General features: G+C 39.2%; 10 protein-coding genes. 2 read left to right on the forward strand and 8 right to left on the reverse strand.

Features of this window, described 5'->3' with window-relative positions:
- The 7 genes from Q0093_RS05305 to Q0093_RS05335 all read right to left on the reverse strand — a co-directional run bounded on the left by Q0093_RS05305 (nucleotide 1) and on the right by Q0093_RS05335 (nucleotide 12,280).
- Nucleotides 1-2,154: a DPP IV N-terminal domain-containing protein gene (locus Q0093_RS05305; RefSeq protein WP_297928805.1), complete on the reverse strand. Its 2,154-nt coding sequence runs from the start codon at nucleotides 2,152-2,154 to the stop codon at nucleotides 1-3.
- Nucleotides 2,155-2,175: 21 nt separating this feature from the next.
- Nucleotides 2,176-3,726, reverse strand: coding sequence for a THUMP domain-containing protein (locus tag Q0093_RS05310; protein ID WP_297928807.1), 1,551 nt, complete (start codon nucleotides 3,724-3,726; stop codon nucleotides 2,176-2,178).
- A 26-nt stretch (nucleotides 3,727-3,752) separates the two neighbouring features.
- Entirely contained in the window at nucleotides 3,753-4,652 is a 900-nt protein-coding gene (locus Q0093_RS05315; RefSeq protein ID WP_294178002.1) for a serine acetyltransferase, read from the reverse strand.
- 149 nt (nucleotides 4,653-4,801) lie between these two features.
- Nucleotides 4,802-5,215, reverse strand: coding sequence for a hypothetical protein (locus Q0093_RS05320; protein WP_297928809.1), 414 nt, complete (start codon nucleotides 5,213-5,215; stop codon nucleotides 4,802-4,804).
- Nucleotides 5,216-5,232: 17 nt separating this feature from the next.
- Nucleotides 5,233-5,694: a hypothetical protein gene (locus tag Q0093_RS05325; RefSeq protein WP_297928810.1), complete on the reverse strand. Its 462-nt coding sequence runs from the start codon at nucleotides 5,692-5,694 to the stop codon at nucleotides 5,233-5,235.
- Between the two features lie 27 nt (nucleotides 5,695-5,721).
- Nucleotides 5,722-11,829, reverse strand: coding sequence for an RHS repeat-associated core domain-containing protein (locus Q0093_RS05330; protein ID WP_297928812.1), 6,108 nt, complete (start codon nucleotides 11,827-11,829; stop codon nucleotides 5,722-5,724).
- A 16-nt stretch (nucleotides 11,830-11,845) separates the two neighbouring features.
- Complete coding sequence (locus Q0093_RS05335) at nucleotides 11,846-12,280, reverse strand: T9SS type A sorting domain-containing protein (RefSeq protein WP_297928814.1); 435 nt, start codon at nucleotides 12,278-12,280, stop codon at nucleotides 11,846-11,848.
- A gap of 348 nt (nucleotides 12,281-12,628) precedes the next feature.
- Between Q0093_RS05335 and Q0093_RS05340 the strand changes: the two genes are divergently transcribed.
- Nucleotides 12,629-14,170 (forward strand): bifunctional GNAT family N-acetyltransferase/carbon-nitrogen hydrolase family protein, encoded by a 1,542-nt coding sequence (locus tag Q0093_RS05340; RefSeq protein ID WP_294177993.1) that lies wholly within the window; start codon nucleotides 12,629-12,631, stop codon nucleotides 14,168-14,170.
- Between the two features lie 49 nt (nucleotides 14,171-14,219).
- Here Q0093_RS05340 and Q0093_RS05345 read toward each other — a convergent pair whose 3' ends face one another.
- A complete protein-coding gene (locus Q0093_RS05345) occupies nucleotides 14,220-16,292 on the reverse strand; it encodes an acetate--CoA ligase family protein (RefSeq protein WP_297928817.1) in 2,073 nt (690 codons plus the stop codon).
- A gap of 139 nt (nucleotides 16,293-16,431) precedes the next feature.
- Between Q0093_RS05345 and metG the strand changes: the two genes are divergently transcribed.
- Nucleotides 16,432-18,489 carry a methionine--tRNA ligase gene (gene metG, locus Q0093_RS05350; RefSeq protein ID WP_297928868.1) on the forward strand — a complete coding sequence of 686 codons (2,058 nt, stop codon included), beginning with the start codon at nucleotides 16,432-16,434 and terminating at the stop codon, nucleotides 18,487-18,489.
- Nucleotides 18,490-18,508 lie beyond the last annotated feature (19 nt).

An 18,508-nucleotide genomic window follows, 5' to 3' on the forward strand; every position in this document is an offset into this window, starting at 1 on the left:
TTATTTTAAATAATCGTCAAAATACCGAGTTATTTTTTCATATAAATGTACCCGATCAGACCCCAATACATTGTGGAAGTGTCCCGGATATACAAAATAGTCGGGATATGTTCCGGATTGAATGCAACTTTTTAAAAAAGACAAGCTGTGTTGCCAGACTACGACCGGATCTTGATCTCCGTGTATCAGTAATAAATGCCCTTGAAGGTTTCCCGCAATACGGTTCAAATTACTGTTTTCATATCCTTGTGCATTCTCTTTAGGCGATCCCATATAACGTTCCCCGTACATTATTTCATAATATTTCCAATCGATTACAGGTCCTCCGGCAACACCGGTTTTGAATGTTTCGGGATTGTTCAGCATCATATTCGTGGTCATAAATCCGCCGAAACTCCATCCGTGTACACCGATTCTGTTTTCATCGATATACGGTAGAGATTTCAGCCATTTTATACCTTCCATTTGATCTTGCAGTTCAATTTTCCCAAGCTGCCGATGGGTGACGTTTTCAAATGCCGATCCCCGGTTTGCTGACCCTCTTCCATCTATTGTAAAGATAATATATCCCCGATTTGCCATATAAATATCCCAGCCTCTGACATCCCACTTCCAGCCGTCTCGTACTTGTTGGACATGAGGTCCTCCATACACATATACGATGACAGGATACTTCTTGCCGGTTTCGATTTTTGCCGGTTGTGTCAGACGGTAATATAAGTCCGTTTCTCCATCTGCCGCCTTTATTTTCCCGCATTTTATATCCGGCATTGCATAACCGTCATAAGGGTCGGGCGCACATAATAGATTTTTTGTTTTACCTGTTTTCAGATCAGAGAAATCGATCATACGGGGAGTATTATGGTTGCTGTAACGGTCTATCATATATCGTCCCGATTTGCTGATCAGGGGGCTGTGCACACCGTTTACGGGAGTCAGCCTTTCCCGTTTTCCGTTTGAGAGGGTTACCCGGTATAAATTTACTTCCAAAGGAGATGCTTCGGTAGAGGTAATATACAAGTATTTTCCCGTCGGATCTATTTCTGCCGAAAGGACTTCCCATTCTCCCCGAGTGATTTGTCGGATCATTTTTCCCGATGTGTCGTAAAGATATAGATGCCGATAACCGTCTTTTCGGGAAGTGTAAATAAATAATTCGGGTTTTTCGGGAATGAAAATCAGCGGATTTTCCGGTTCTACATATTTTTCATCTGTTTCGGTAAACAAAGTGCGGAGATGCTTTCCTGAAGTAGCATCATATACTTCGACACGGCAAGTGTCTTGACTACGGTTCAGTTCTTGTATATAAATCTCTTTTTCATCGGGAGACCATGTTATATTGGTAAAGTAACGGTCTTTAGGAGTTCCTGTATGCAGATATACGGTATTTCTGTCTGAAAGACGAAAAACACCAACTGTTACTTCGTGACTCCGCATGCCTGCCATCGGGTATTTGATATTTTTCAATTTAGCTTCTCTTGCCGAAATATCTACTAATGGATAGTCGCCGACCATGGTTTCATTCATCCGGTAAAATGCAAGAGCATTTCCTTTCGGAGACCAAAAAGTGCCCTTCTTGATCCCGAATTCATTCCGGTGTACGTTATTTGCACCCATCGAAATATATCGGTTCGAATCTTTACCAACGGTTATCCGTTCTCCATTTGGCGATATAATATATAGCCCGTTCTCATTGGTCAGGGCATATTGGCGTTTGTGCGGGTCAAAGTCGAAATCGGTGTCTCCTTTTTCCAATGGATAAAGCTGCCCGATAGAGCTGTCGTCGGCAGATAAATGGATAAAATGCTTATCATGTAAAAACGATATTCCGTTTTCTTTTCCGTCTTCCCACACTGATATTCTGGGCATCGATCCGACAGGTTTCAGCCCTTTTTCCGCAATAAACCGGTTTATATCCTTTACGGTAACAAGAACTTTTTCTTTATGATTTCCCGGTTTTACGATCATTATAGAATCACCTTTTTGATAAATATAATTTTCTCCGAAAAATTGCAGTTGCTTTATATTTTTCGGCACGAATCGGGCATAGGTTTTGCCTCCGGGCATCAGGTTATCGAGTGAAAATTCTTTAAGTTGAGCCGATACAGCCATAAATTGGGTGATTGCTAATATAAATAAAAAACGGAGTTTCATTCAATAAATCATTTTTATTTGTTACTTATCGGGAGAATCCCTTTTACGTAATTTTTTCATCTGTTCTTTTTCTTTCCGTGCAAGGTTCTTGTCTCGAAGCTTTTTCCAGCCGGGACGATTATCTTCAGAAGGAGTGCGGCCGATAGAGGGTTGTCTGAATGTAACGAACTTTTTCACGGCTTCTTCTCCATGCCATTCGGGAATACTGCTGTCTTTCCGTTCTCTCTTATTTTCCGGCTGTTTCTCGAAATCGTCTTTTTTCTTTCTGAAACGGGTCTCTGTTTTGGCGAAAGGTTCTTTGCCTCGATAAGGTAAACGCTTTTCTGCCTTTTCATTGTTTCTTTCTTTGAAGCGATATTCCCGTTTCTTGAACTCGGTAGATTCACTGTCTTTCTTTTTTTCTTTGAATCCTCCTGTCTCGCGTTTGAAGTCGTTATATTTACCTTCGAAAATTTCGTATTTCCGGTATTCGCATTCTAATGAACCGTTCATCATATTTATGCAAATAGCGGGTTTCAGGCCTATTTTATTGAAACATTCGTCGTGATAACTGATAATCCAAGCATCATAGCCTTTGAATACGTGTTTAAGCTGAGAACCTATCATTTCATATAATCCCAACAGGTCTTTTGATGAGATGCGTTCTCCGTAAGGAGGATTTGTTATCAATATCCCGTTTTCGGGCGCTTCGGTATATTGTTGAAAAGGTTTTACCTGCAGATCGATATATTTTGCCATTCCGGCACTTTTTATATTTTCTCGGGCGATAGCAATAGCTTTGGGTGAAATGTCAGAACCGTAAATCTTGAAATTGAATTCTTTTTCGTTGCTGTCATCGTTATAAAGGGTGTCAAAAAGCTCTTCATCGTAATCGTTCCACCGTTCGAATGCAAAATCTTTTCGATAGATTCCCGGTGCTGTATTTGTTGCGATCATGGCGGCTTCGATCAAGATCGTTCCTGAACCGCACATGGGGTCTATGAAATTTTTTTCACCTTTCCATCCCGATTTAAGAATAAGGCCGGCTGCCAAAACTTCATTGATGGGAGCTTCGGTTTGTGCGACTCTGTATCCTCTTTTATGTAGCGATTCTCCGGAACTGTCGAGAGATAGAGTGCAGGTGTTGTGCGCAATATGCAGGTTCAATATGAGATCGGCATTGTTGAGCCTGACCGACGGGCGTTTACCTGTTTTTTCCATGAAAAAGTCGGCGATGGCATCTTTAGCACGATAGGTGACGAACTTCGAATGTTTAAATTCTTCTGAAAAAACGACAGATTCGATAGAGAATGTTTGTTCAGGAGACAGATATTGATGCCAGTCGAAGGACTTGATTTTTTCATAAACCTCATCTGTATCGGATGCTGTAAATGAGAAAATCGGTTTGAGAACACGCAATGCTGTCCGACAACATAAATTCGTTTTATATAAAAGCTGTTTATCCCCCTTGAAAAATACCATGCGTTTACCGATTTCGATATCTTCTCCGCCAAGTTCGGCAATTTCTTGAGCCAGAATATCCTCTAACCCTTGCAATGTTTTAGCTATAATTTCAAATTTCTCGTTTTTCACCCTGATAAAACTTTATATTTGCGTATTTATTTTTCTGCTTTTTGTTGTAAAATGCGAGCTCCGGGTTCAACGTTTTCCGTAACCCAGATGTTACCGCCGATCGTAGCACCTTCTCCGATTGTAATGCGGCCTAAAATAGAGGCATTGGAGTAAATAATGACATTGTTCCCGATAATCGGATGTCGGGGAATACCTTTGATCGGATTCCCGTTTTCATCAAGAGGGAAACTTTTTGCACCGAGAGTTACCCCTTGATAAATTTTCACGTTATTGCCTATAATTGCGGTCGCTCCGATAACGACTCCTGTTCCGTGATCGATAGTGAAATATTCTCCGATTGTAGCGGCCGGATGTATATCTATACCTGTTTCGGAATGAGCCATTTCGGAAATCATTCGAGGAATAAGCGGTACTCCCAGTTGAATAAGACAGTGAGCAATGCGGTAATTGCTGATAGCCCGTATTGCAGGGTAGCAAAAGATGACTTCTCCGTAACTCTCCGCTGCCGGATCTCCGTTATAAGCGGCGATCACGTCGGTAGCCAGCAGACGGCGTAGTTCGGGCAGGGATTTGATGAACTCTGCCGATTTCTCGTTTGCCGATTCCCGCATATTTTCAAGACTGGTATATTTTTTACGGTCGCAGGCAAAACAAAGACCTGCCAGTATCTGTTCGGTCAATAGTTCGAATAAACGTTCCGTACCTACACCGACATAATATGAAATTGTACGACGGTTGATTGTAGAATGTCCGAAATAGCCCGGAAAAATCAGAGACCGGCACAACTCGATAATCTCATGTAAAACTTTTTCTGAAGGCATCGGTTCTCCGTCATGATGTTGATGACATAATGCCTTGAAAGACTCGTATTCCGATAGTTGTTCTACGGTAGAGGTGATTACATCGGAGTATTTGTGCGGGTTCATATTCTTTTTTTCGGTTTTGTTAAAAAGACACTCTTTGCAAAGTTACAAAATATCGTTGATATTCCGGACTAAAAGTTAGGTTAGAGTCTGAAGTGTCTAACTGGATTTTCTGTTCCTATAATGGGTCACGATGTTTTTTCGAGAATTTGTCATTTCTTGTTTTGATTTTGTTTTAATTTTTGTCTTTTTAATTCATACAAATAAAGTTGGTGGAATTCTTCCGGAGCATACTGTATAATCTCCGTATTTTCCCCCAAATACGTATTCCGTTCCGGAGATTCCTCATTGTAATATATCGGGACCGGCATTCCTACCCAAGGACTCCGTTTAAAACCCGGATAAGTGATCGTGTACTCCTTGCCATCGACTTTATAACGACATTCCGCTTCATATTCCGTATCACCATGTATCGTTTCACAAGTATCCACTTTCACAATCAAAGCCCAAGCAAGCGTGTTATTCTTTCTCATCATACTTCGTGTACGTAACGGTTTTGTAAACCACCATCCCCAAATTATAACCAAAATGATATACAACAAATTCAATAATTTCTTTTTCGACATGATATGTTATTATAAAGTTAATTGATCGGAAGTATAAGTTTCCACTCCAATGAGTCCTCCCGTACCTGACGTTCATAAAATTTTACCGGATCTTGCAATATAGAGTCCATCCTCGCATCTTCGGCTCTCATATTCATTTTCGGATCATCAAGATTATACCATACCGGTACACGGAGTCCCAAAGGCGGCATTTTATCAAAAGATATTGAATACGGAACATACCGTTTATTCCCGACATAAAATATTACATCTGCCACATAGCTATTATCTTTTTTATAGTATGTAATTTCATAAATAATAGCCTCAGCAACACCTTTATTTTGACGAATAATATCAAACTCTGCTTCTTCCCGTTGAATTCCCCAGTAAATTGAACCAAAAAGAAGTCCGAGTCCCGACATAATTAATATCGCAATCAGAATATCCTTTATTTTAGGATATTTATTTATCGTTTTTTTAATCCACTTTATTCCACCCATGTTTAATAATCTTTTAATTACAATTTTTTAAAGCGACAAAGCTTCTTTTAGGGTATCCTCCTCTTCAGGCAATTCTACACCTCTCGTAAAGCCGGACGGCAGATTGTACCACCACGGATTATTCATATAAACCGGTTGTGTCGGTATGGGATAACTTATATTATTATTTAAATTATCAATGCTATTCATCCATTTTGTAGAAATTGCTTTTGCTCCGATTTGAGATCCTGTACTTGCCCCGAGGTCTAATGTAAACGATTTATAATTATTTTTCAAAAAAGAATTTTTCCAACTCTTTCCCGGCAAATCGGTTTTCGAAGGAAACATTTTACCTAACTTATCCGCTTTCCAATTCAGGAATCCGGTCATTCCCACATCCGCAACAGTACCGACAATGATTTCCTGATAAGGGGCGATTGAAAATCCCTCTCCAACCTTGTATTCGAACGTATTGGTCAGCAATGGGGTCACATATTTCATGGTTTTTACAACTTGAGAACTTGTACCTAACCCAGCGGTAATGCCTCCGGTAATGCCGGAAACAAAAACATCAAAAAAGTCAATATGTGACGTAAAAGCTTCTTTCAGAGTACACCGTTTGGTTGCCAGATTCGCTATACCCTGAGAAACATAATTGATCGTAGCACTCCATAAAGCTGCATCGATTATAACCCCTACAGGACCTAAAAAGAGAGAGAAAATCCATTTCCCATTCTCATCTTTATAAACCAACGGATTGTTCAAGCAATAGGTGTAACGGTTAAAATTTTGGCTGAAATCCGGCATTTGCACATAGGGATCGGGACTGAGAAAGCGTCCTATTACCGGATCATACAGCCGGGCATTCATATCGATTAACCCGAAATTTTGTAAATGTATATGTCCGCAATAACCACGTCCCAGTGCTAATAAAGGCTCTTTTTCCCGGGAATATAACTCATGGGTGTCAGGATTGCGTAATCGTCCCCATGGATCATAACTCAACTCTTGTTCAACAAATCCGTTTTCATTAACAATATGCGTAATGCTTCCCAAATGGTCTCGACAAAGAAATATAAGTCCTTTTTCTTCCCACGGAAAATATTTATCGGACAAAACAACTGATGCCGAGTAGGCATCTCCGTCAAGATATAAAACAATTCCTGAGTCCTTTTGTGTATCTGATCTTTCTTCATATTTATTTTCTAAATAAAATTTATTTCCGGACATTACCCGTACACCCGTATGGTCATAAAGGAAATTAAATATTTGACCTCCTTCGGAAATTTTTTCCGGAAGAGATAAGCCGTTATACGAAATTTCCTGAACGTCAGAAGGGATACCGTTCCCGTAAAGATTTACCGTTTCTATCGCGTACGGTTTACTTTCGCTATATTCAAACTCTCCGACTTCAGAGTGATTTAAGATATTACCCTTAACGTCATATGTTATCGTTTTTCCGTCAAAGGAAATCAATCGATTTAATTCGTCATAGCCAAAATCCTCTTTCAAGTTGCGGACATTATCTTTTCTCCATTTCAGATTTCCCGTACCGTAATCAAAACTCATACTTATATCTTGAATTACACGACTGCCGCATTTGACGACTTTCCCTGTCGGAAAACCGAATTCATCATATTCAAAAGTCCGGGTCAATGGCCCGGTAATCGTTTTTGAAGGTAATCCCATATCGTTTTCCGTGCTTAATCTCCAAGCGATTTTATTTCCTCCGACCCGAATAGCAATCTTATGCCCCTTTACATAACCGTTTTCAACAGTAACAGGCGATGTTTTTTCACTGGCATACGTGATTGTACCTACTTTTCCTGAACTGTTGTACTTATATGTGCGATAAATCCTATTTTCTTTTATAATTGTCGTATCGGATTGCAAACGGCCTAAATTATCGTAAACATAAGTGTGTCCGATATTTCGATTGTCAATAGCGCTTTTTAATCGATTTTCATTATCATAGACAAAAGACGTAACAGATTCCGGTTGTCCGGTTTTTAATATTGTCTGTTTTATTTTACGCCGATAAATATCATACTCATATTGTGTTTCATTCCCATTTGCCTCTTTTCTTGACTTGAGTAATCCGTTAGAGAAATATGTTAATTGTATCAATCCTGCGCTCGGATCCGATATTGTCTCCTTTTGGCGCAATGGAGTATATTTAAAAGAAGTAACAACTCCTCCCGGAGACGTAATTGACATTGGCAGACCATCGACTCTCAGATCATATACGATATCTCCTGTCGCATCCGAAATTTTTATCAATTGTTTCAGCGAATTGTATGTTTTTGTAACCGTGATTCCATTTTTGGTTTCTTTTATCGTATTTGGGCCATATTCATAGATTTCATTTTTGCCCGAAGCGTAATGGACTCGTATAGGGCGGTCATAACGATCATATTCTGTCTCATTCCAAAGAGAAGGAGCGTCGGAACGGGATGGCAATGATGTTTTATATAAACGCCCCCATGTGTCATATATCTTGTCTATGTTTAAAAATTTTCCATCAAAGCGTTCTTCGCTTTGACGAACCTCCCTGCCAAATGTGTCATAAAAAATTTTTTTTACCGGCTCTCCCGATTTTTCGATAGTTTCTACAATTTTTGCATTTATAGGAGTTTCTGTCCAAGCCCGGGTAATTTTTTCTGTTGTAGCGTCAGGATATATCACGGATACCTGACGCCCCCATACATCATAAATGTAACGGATTTTTCTATTTTTATTGTCTTGTTCCGTTAGAATATTTCCCAAAGCATCATATTGATAAGTTTTCTCCAATCCTACAGGATTCGTATCCTTAATGACTCTTCCCAAAGCATCATATTCCCATTTCTCTACTAAAGGAGTATTCCCGTCCAAATAATAAAAAGTCTTCTTCTCTTTTATATTCATATTTTCATCATATACATGCACTATTGCATGTTTTCTACGTCGATTAAAAAGTCTCATGTCGGATGCATAATAGACAGACTCTCCGACTTGAATGTTTTTATCATACGAGCGAACGGTACATTCGGCTACTTCTTGCTTCGTATCGGTTTTGCGCTTTTTTATCAATTCCCAGATACACACACCCAAATTATACAACGTATCGTTATCAAAATGATTATATATCCATGTTACCTCTTTTGAAAAATTTTCTCCGTAGTCTACATTCTCTTTAGTCGGATATCCGAGATCATCATACGTATAGGTAGTTTTTTGTATATTCCCATTTAATCGATCGGTTTCTACAGACTCTGTGAGTAAAACCTGAACGCGTTTATCTTCATGTTTGACAATCTGATATTTTCCTACCCATAGCGTTTCTTCCGAACTATCGGTAAGCAATGATCTAAATTGATACGGATCAAAAGATCTTTTCCTTGACTTTGTACGTATTACATCCCAGTCTGTAAACGTCTTAAAGCCACAAAAGCCCAGTCCTTGCAAATTTACTACTGCTTCTTCATACGTATACCGATGATAATCGACTTCATTTCCTTTACTGTAAGTTTGCAAACTTTCTGTTATCCAAACAGGACCATTAAAATCGATATATGGATATATAGAAGAATTACCTTTTATATATTGTTCCGAGACATTCATTTTTTGGAAATAAATGTCTGTTTGACTACCCATACTATTTATGACTCTTGTAAGCAAGCGTCTTTCTCCCTGATCGTCATCATAGTTGATTTTATAAACTTTATTTTTATCCAGTCCGTACAGAAACATGTGATTTAATGCTTGTGTCACAGTAGAAGATGACAAAATAATGTCTCCTTCAGGTAATCGGCAAGAAAGCTTTGAAGAGGCGGCAGAAGAAATAACTCCTGATTTTATCAAGTGCACTTCCAATATATTGTATGCACCCAATTTTTTTCGAACAATAATATCTTGAATGCCGTCATTGTCCATATCCTGAGTTATAAGATCATCATCTTTTTCAATAGAAAAAGAAACCTGTTTATTATATGCGTATTCGTATCCTGTAGAAATCCAAATGTCCCATAAATAATCATATTCTTTAAACGTATATTCTACAGTCTTGCCATGAGTAGGACATTCGTAAGTGTTGTATACCGGATACATGCAGTCAATACAGTAATCTGCCGGCTGAATATATTTTTCACACGAGAAGCACCAAATGTCCGGGATTCCTGTATTACTATTGATTCCTTCATATCCGAAGTCTTGTCCATGGCAATCAGGACATTCTTTGGGTGAATAGACAGGTACTTCCCGAGTTCGATGTATTGTAGCATTGGGTGCTATTAAAATATCAGTCTTTCCATCTCCGTTAATATCCGTAAACAAGTATCTTATGCTATTGGGGTTGATAGGTGAATATGGACGACTGTATATTTGTTCCAGAATCCACTTATCACTTTCTTTTTTGAATGAATAAAAGTTCCAAAAATTTTCCCCGATATGACAGATATCAATCTTTCCGTCACCATCAAAATCCACCGGAACCAATATTTCATGACCATAATTAAAATTGAAGACATATTCATTAAATACCGGTCCGGCTTCGTCTTCCAAATCCAACAATAGACATTTGGAATTTTGGGTTATTTCCATCGGATTCATCATCGATACCGCAAAAATTTCATTTTTTCCATCCCCATCAAAATCACCAGGTAAGAATACTTTCGGACAAAAACTGTCCGTATTTTTTTTTCGGAGAGCTCTTCCTGAAATATATTTTATATTTTTTTTGACAGGCAAAGATCCGGATAAATATTCCTGATCATATATCGAAACACTGACCACATCATTTCCGTTTTCAACAATATTATTTATTTTGACAATTTCATCGTCAGCAGTTCCAATAACATTAGAAACAAATGCTTTCATAAACCCCGCTCCGGTAGTTAATGTTAAAGCATAATTTGTTCCGCTACCTAAGTTCGGATACAATAAAAATTCGTGTTCCGGGACCAAACTCACGTAATAATATTCTTCCACAGGATTGTAACTTAATCCGGGGTCCGGGTAAACTAAAATTCCGTCATCATCGCTACCATAACGGATTTTTCCTGTGGAAATAATCATATTATCCATCGATTCATAATAAGTAGAAACCGTGGCGGCGCTGCTGTTCAGTGAAGGTACAGGCCGATTATATCCGTATGTAAATTGTAATGGGGGTAATCGTTTTTCATAGTTTTCCGACCAGCAATTAATCTCGGTTAGTACCGTAGGGTCGTTTTTATATGTGAATTTATAGATTCGCAATACTTGTTGTTGATATTTTATGACGATTTCGTCTAAAAGTCTATTGTTTTTTTGTTCTACACCGGCAATATATGTGCTGGTAGAATCAGGACGGCCGTTGATATAGTGAAATTCAATAAAAACATAATGTCCTGGATTATTTTTACCACCTCTGCCACCATAAGAAATTGAAGATATATAATGTAATTTATTCTGTATGTCATAATCGTAATCATAATCTATATGATTACCGTATATGTCTGTCAGTCGAGATATCGGATATTCTATTCCATCATTTAAAACCGGGACATACTCGGCAATTTTTCCGTCAGGATAATTCACATGAAAAGAATTTATCAAACCGTCTTCAATTTCCGAACGTACTTTTATATTTCCCTGCTCCGACAAGTAAAGGTCTGTATCTTTTTTTATTAAACGTGTTCCATCCAATATAAATACTCCTGCCGTATCTAATGCGACAGGGGACACCTTCCCATCATAATACTGAGAGAAGTTCGTAGGCCTTAACATTGATAATCCTTTTATAGACCATCCCCAACCCAAAATTCCATTTTGAGAAAGACTATTATAAACAAGAGATATTTCAGGTATGCAATCTTTTCGTCCGTTCGGGAGAGACAGAGGGACTTCATGAACTGTTGCACCCATTTCATTGACTGTAGTAGTAATATTTATTTTACCGACATCATAAATATTATTGTCAGAATTGATCGCATCAGTTGAGACGTTAATGATTTTGGGAAGCTTTTTCTGCTTATTTAAGATAGTGTATGAATCGTTATTTTTCTTTATTAATTTTGTTTCTTTTGCAATAATAGAATCGGTCACTGATATTTGAGGAATTTCCGACAAATCAATGACTTGAGAGAATGACGAAAAAGTAATCAGAGATACAAGTGAAAGTAATATATTTTTCATAATATGGATAAAAAGGTTATTCTTTTATAATCTTCCAAACAGAACTTTCTCCATTCAGTGTGAGTTTCAATAAATATGTACCGGGGATATTCTTAGTTAGATCAACTGAAACTATGGGAGATGAGATCTTCATAGATAGTATATTTTGTCCGCTTATCGAACAAATTTGTACAGAACCTGTCAAATTTTCGGTTTTTCCGGAAAAACAAACTGTTAATATTCTTCTTGTAGGATTGGGGTAAATTTTTACTATCTGTCCAGATAGTTTTTCAGAAACAAAAGATGTGTCTTTTTCTATATTCTTTTTAAGTTCTGAATGCGATTGTAGTTTATTCAGAATAATTTCTCTTTTAATTCGATTTCCGGAAGCATCATATGAATAATGCACTTGTCTTTGCCCGAATAGATAAAAGTTAAAACTAATCAGAAATAGTATTAATATAGGTTTCATACAGGAATTTAGATATAAATATAGTTAACTTACTAAAGAGATATTTCAACAAATTTAATATTAAATTTTTAATTTCATAATGGCTTGAAATAAATATTTTTTTTTAGTACCTATTTAAATTTTGCAAAAAAATATAGTTGAGACATTTTGTGTTTTTTCGGTCTTTTTTCTCATTTTTGCTCGTTAAATAATCCGTTATCCTTTTCGTAAAAACAGAAAAGTATCTCTGAAAGAAACGCTCAAAGTTGACCTGAATAAAATGTAGACTCTTTAAAAAGAGAATGAGAAAGATATCTTTTTTTGACAGACAAATTCATATCTTTGCGTTCGTTTTTTAAATTCTTTGATATGGAACTTTCCCACAAGATCAATAAGGTAGAGATTCGCAATTTACAGATTTCTGATTATACTCAATTGTCCCAGTCGTTCCGTAGGGTTTATTCTGACGGATCGGATGTTTTTTGGACTCACCAGCAGATTGAAAAACTGATCGCTATTTTTCCGGAAGGGCAGTTTGTAACGGTTGTCGATGAAAAGATCGTCGGATGTGCTCTTTCTATAATCGTTGATTATGATTTGGTAAAAAACGATCATACGTATGCAAGGGTTACCGGAAATGAGACTTTTGACACTCATAATCCTAATGGAAATATTTTATACGGGATAGAGGTTTTTATCCATCCCGATTATCGAGGGTTGCGTTTAGGACGTCGTATGTATGATTATCGCAAAGAATTGTGCGAACGGCTTAATTTGAAAGCGATCATGTTCGGAGGCCGTATTCCGAATTACCATAAATATGCTGCGGATATGCGTCCGAAAGAGTATATTCAGAAAGTCAAAATGAAAGAGATTTATGATCCTGTACTGACTTTTCAGCTCTCGAATGATTTTCATGTGCGCAAAGTAATGACAAATTATTTGCCTAATGATGAGGAGTCAAAACATTATGCCACTTTACTGCAATGGGATAATATTTATTATACTCCGCCGACTCAAGACTTTAAAGTAACGAAAACTAATGTACGGATAGGATTAGTGCAGTGGCAGATGCGTCCGTATAAAAGCATAGATGATGTTTTTGAGCAAGTCGAGTTTTTTGTAGATGCCGTATCGGATTATAAAAGCGATTTTGTATTATTTCCCGAATATTTCAATGCACCGTTGATGGCAAAGTTCAATCATTTGGGAGAATCGGAGGCAATTCGTTCTTTGGCGCAATATACCAATGAGATTCGCGACAGGTTTATCAATCTGGCTATCAGTTATAATATAAATATAATTACCGGAAGTATGCCGTTAATTAAAGAAGACGGCCTGTATAATGTCGGATTTCTGTGCCGGAGAGACGGAAGTTGCGATATGTATGAAAAAGTGCATATTACTCCGGATGAAATCAAGAGTTGGGGATTGACCGGAGGTAGCATGGTGAAGACTTTTGAGACAGACTGTGCACGTATAGGTATATTGATATGCTACGATGTCGAATTTCCCGAATTGTCCCGTTTAATGGCCGATCAAGGAATGCAGATTCTGTTTGTGCCTTTCCTTACGGATACGCAGACGGGATATTCCCGAGTGAGAGTATGCGCTCAAGCCCGAGCGATAGAAAACGAATGTTTTGTTGCGATTGCCGGAAGTGTAGGAAATCTTCCGAGAGTGCATAATATGGATATACAGTATGCTCAATCAGGGGTATTTACTCCTTGTGATTTTGCTTTCCCGAATGACGGGAAACGGGCAGAAGCAACTCCGAATACCGAAATGATATTGATTTCAGATGTTGATTTGGATTTATTGAATGAACTGCATACTTATGGAAGTGTCCGCAATCTGAAAGATCGTCGTCAAGATTTGTATGAGTTGCGGTTAAAAAAGAAAAATAACTGATTTCTATGCGGCGGAGAAAATGTCCTATTTTTCTCTGCCGCATAGAAATTTATTTGTTTTTTGTCTCTTTCTCGATTCGGATGCGGGCATCTACCGCAATAATACCTTTCTTAGTTGCCAAAAGCGGATTGATATCCATCTCTTTTATTTCTGTCGCGAAGCGCAATAATGTAGATAGGCGAACGATGATTTCGGCAAACTGGATTTCATCGATAGGAGCTTCTCCTCTGACTCCCCGAAACATTTTGTAAGCACGCAGGGAGCGAATCATAGAGAGAGCTTCGTTTTCACTTAAAGGTGCTAATCCCGAAGCGATGTCTCTTAATATCTCTACAAAAATCCCTCCTAACCCGCAAAGGATGACATGTCCGAAATGAGGCTCGTACTTTGCTCCTACGAAAAGTTCTTTTCCTTGTAACATCGGTTGTACCATTATTGCGGTTACTTCGGGTAGTTTCATCATCCGATCAAATTCGAAGGCGAGATGCTCTTCTGATTGAATATTAAGAACTACTCCTCCTATATCGGACTTGTGGACAGGTCCTACTACCTTTGCGACTAAGGGAAAATCTAATTGTCCGGCTTTTTTAAGAAGCTCTTCTTTCGAAGAAGACACGATTTCCGGAACTATTGGAATTCCGGCGGCAGCGAAAAGCGATTGTACATAATCGTGCGAAAGATACCCGTTTTCTCCTATGTCATCGATAATCCTGCGTATTTCCGGTACGTTTACCCCGTATAATTCTATCCCGCCATTGGTTGGTTTCGAAGCATTGAATACTCGTGCTACAGCGGTTGCTAAAGCAACTTCGTCCGAAAAATTGACATGTCCCTTATTCAGGAAATATTCAACTTCTTTCCCGGCGGTTACTACGGATGGGAGTACCGGGAATATCGGTTTGCTGCATTCTTCCATCTTTCGGTGCAACACATCATAGGCATCGTAAACTTTTACCAGTCCCGGACTACCGAAGATAACGGCTATTGCATCTATTTCGGGAGTATTTTCACAAAAATCTATAGCTTTTTCCAAATGCTCGGGAGTTCCTGTAGCCAAAATGTCGATCGGGTTTCCGACCGAAGCTCCGGGATAAAGCTCTTCTTTTAGTTTCTGTGCAGCCTCTCCCGAAAGTTCAGGAACATGCATTCCCCCTTTAGAAAGAGCATCGGTCAACATTACAGCCGGACCTCCGGCATGTGTAACAATGGCGAAATTGCGGCCTTTGATTTCTTTTAAATTAAAAACGCAGGCGACGGTCGTCAGTTCTTCACGGCTGAAACAGCGAACGATTCCGGCTTTACGGAAGAGTGCTTCGACAGCCAGATCCGAGCTTGCCATAGCTCCGGTATGTGAAGAGGCTGCACGACTTCCCGATTCTGATGATCCCGATTTTATTGCAGTTATTTTGCACCCTTTCCGAATTAGAGAGGAGGCATGCAAGAGCATACGGTCGGGGTCTTTGATGTTTTCGATATAAAGGATTTTGATCGGTGTGGATTCTCCCGGAATATAAGTGCGGTCGAGATATTCCAAGACATCTTCGACTCCGATCTGCGGTGCATTTCCGACCGACCATACAGAATTGAACCGCAATCCTTTGCCGATAGCGGACTCCATGATATACACGGCAGTAGCTCCAGAGCTCGATATCAGATCGACACCTCGGGAATCGAGCTCGGGAATCGGCAGAGTGAATACGCTCCGGTGGTGACGGTTCATCAAACCTATGCAATTCGGTCCGATTAGCGATGCCTCGTATTTATTCACAGTCTTTAAAATTTCCTGTTCTAATAGGAATCCCTCATGAGTTTCTTCTCCGAATCCGGCCGATATAATAATAAATGCTTTGGTATTGCGGATTGAGGCCAACTCTTCTACAATAGAGGGGCAAGCTGCTGCCGGAACGGCTAATATCGCCAGTTCTGTATTTGGCAATGATGTTATGTCGGGAAAACAGGGAATACCTTGTATCTCTGTTTCTTTCGGGTTTACTGCATATAATTTCCCGGGAAATTTTCCTTCCAGCAGATTCCGAATAATCTTTCCTCCGGGCTTTTGTGTATTATTCGATCCGCCTATGATCACGATACTTTCCGGAGCAATCAATTCTCTATTGATCATAATATATAAAATTCTTTATTTCAGATGATTTAGCAAGAAATTGAATATATATTCGTTCAAAGATAGCGATTTTACTTTTTCCTCTTATCGCATTGCGACAAAAATCGTATATTTGCAGATCATTTTGAAAAAGGAAAAGATAAAATCATATAGACCAATGGAAAAGAAATTCAAACGTACTCTCGTAACTACAGCATTGCCTTATGCTAACGGCCCTGTGCATATCGGGCATCTGGCCGGAGTATATGTTCCTGCTGATATTTATACCCGATACTTGCGTCTCAAAGGAGAAGAGGTGATCCATATCGGCGGATCGGATGAGCATGGAGTACCTATTACCTTGAAAGCCAAAGCCGAAGGTATCACTCCACAGGATGTAGTCGATCGGTATCATTCGATAATAAAAAAATCGTTTGAAGAATTTGGAATTTCTTTCGACATATATTCCCGTACCTCTTCCGATATCCATACGAAAACTGCTTCCGAGTTTTTCCGGAAGTTGTATGATAAAGGTGTTTTTATCGAGAAGACGACGGAGCAGTATTATGATGAAGAGGCCCAACAGTTCCTTGCCGACCGTTATATTACCGGTACTTGTCCCCATTGTAAGAATGAAAGAGCTTATGGCGATCAATGCGAAGCCTGCGGGACTTCTCTGAACGCGACGGATCTGATCAATCCGAAATCGGCGATCAGCGGCAGTATTCCGGTATTGCGGGAAACGAAACATTGGTATTTGCCTCTCGATAAATATGAAGATTTTCTGCGCAAATGGATTCTGGAGGATCATAAAGAATGGAAATCGAATGTTTACGGACAGTGCAAGTCTTGGCTCGATATGGGATTGCAACCCCGTGCCGTTAGCCGTGATCTTGATTGGGGAGTTCCCGTGCCGGTAGAAGGTGCAGAAGGCAAGGTATTATATGTTTGGTTCGATGCTCCTATCGGTTATATTTCCAATACGAAAGAGTTGTTGCCCGATAGTTGGGAACGCTGGTGGAAAGATCCCGAGACGAAATTGGTGCATTTTATAGGAAAAGATAACATTGTTTTTCACTGTATCGTATTCCCGGCGATGTTGAAAGCCGAAGGGAGTTTTATCCTTCCGGAAAATGTTCCTGCAAACGAATTTTTAAATCTTGAAGGAGATAAAATTTCTACATCTCGTAATTGGGCGGTATGGCTGCATGAGTATTTGGTCGACTTCCCGGGCAAGCAAGATGTGCTGCGTTATGTCCTTACTGCGAATGCGCCTGAAACGAAAGACAATGATTTTACTTGGAGAGACTTTCAGGCACGCAACAACAATGAATTGGTTGCCGTATTGGGAAATTTTGTGAATCGTGCGATGGTTCTTACTCATAAGTATTTCGGTGGGAAAGTTCCGGCTTGCGGAGAGTTGACCGAGTATGATAAAGAGACGCTTGACGAATTTTCAGGAGTCAAGGTCGAACTTGAAAATTATCTGGAGAATTACCGCTTCCGCGATGCTCTGAAAGAGGCGATGAATCTTGCTCGTATCGGTAATAAATATTTAGCGGATACAGAACCTTGGAAATTGGCGAAGACCGATATGTCTCGTGTCTCTACGATTTTGAATCTGGCGTTGCAGATTTCGGCAAATCTGGCGATTGCATTCGAGCCGTTTCTCCCGTTTTCCGCCAAGAAGTTGAGAGATATGTTGAATATGACTCATGCCGAATGGAACTTGCTGGGACATATCGATATCTTACCTGAAGGGCAGCAGTTGAACCAGCCTGTTCTTTTGTTCGATAAGATCGAAGATGCTCAAGTCGAGGCTCAAGTGCAAAAGTTATTAGATACGAAAAAAGCGAATGAACTGAAAAATCATCAGGCCGCCCCTGTTCGGGATAATATCGATTTCGAAGATTTTATGAAGTTGGATATTCGGGTAGGAAAAGTTTTGGAATGTCAGAAAGTGCCTAAAGCAGATAAACTGTTGCAATTTAAAATCGATGATGGTTTAGGTGGGCGTACTATAGTTTCGGGAATCGCAAAACATTATAATCCTGAAGATTTGGTGGGAAAACAGGTTTGTTTTGTCGCTAATTTAGCTCCCCGTAAATTGAAAGGTATCGAATCGCAGGGAATGATTCTTTCTGCTGAAGATGCTGACGGTAAATTGGTGATTGTAGAACCTGAACAGCATGTAAAACCGGGATCGGAAGTGAAATAAACGGAAAACAGACCGGAAG

It is taken from the genome of uncultured Coprobacter sp., from assembly GCF_947855755.1.
Lineage (GTDB): Bacteria > Bacteroidota > Bacteroidia > Bacteroidales > Coprobacteraceae > Coprobacter.

Excerpts from the sequence above, each read along its gene's own strand:
- Q0093_RS05305 (WP_297928805.1), bottom strand. The coding sequence starts at position 2,154 with ATGAAACTCCGTTTTTTATTTATATTAGCAATCACCCAATTTATGGCT.
- Q0093_RS05315 (WP_294178002.1), bottom strand. The coding sequence starts at position 4,652 with ATGAACCCGCACAAATACTCCGATGTAATCACCTCTACCGTAGAACAA.
- Q0093_RS05320 (WP_297928809.1), bottom strand. The coding sequence starts at position 5,215 with ATGTCGAAAAAGAAATTATTGAATTTGTTGTATATCATTTTGGTTATA.
- Q0093_RS05325 (WP_297928810.1), bottom strand. The coding sequence starts at position 5,694 with ATGGGTGGAATAAAGTGGATTAAAAAAACGATAAATAAATATCCTAAA.
- Q0093_RS05330 (WP_297928812.1), bottom strand. The coding sequence starts at position 11,829 with ATGAAAAATATATTACTTTCACTTGTATCTCTGATTACTTTTTCGTCA.
- Q0093_RS05335 (WP_297928814.1), bottom strand. The coding sequence starts at position 12,280 with ATGAAACCTATATTAATACTATTTCTGATTAGTTTTAACTTTTATCTA.
- Q0093_RS05340 (WP_294177993.1), top strand. The coding sequence starts at position 12,629 with ATGGAACTTTCCCACAAGATCAATAAGGTAGAGATTCGCAATTTACAG.
- Q0093_RS05345 (WP_297928817.1), bottom strand. The coding sequence starts at position 16,292 with ATGATCAATAGAGAATTGATTGCTCCGGAAAGTATCGTGATCATAGGC.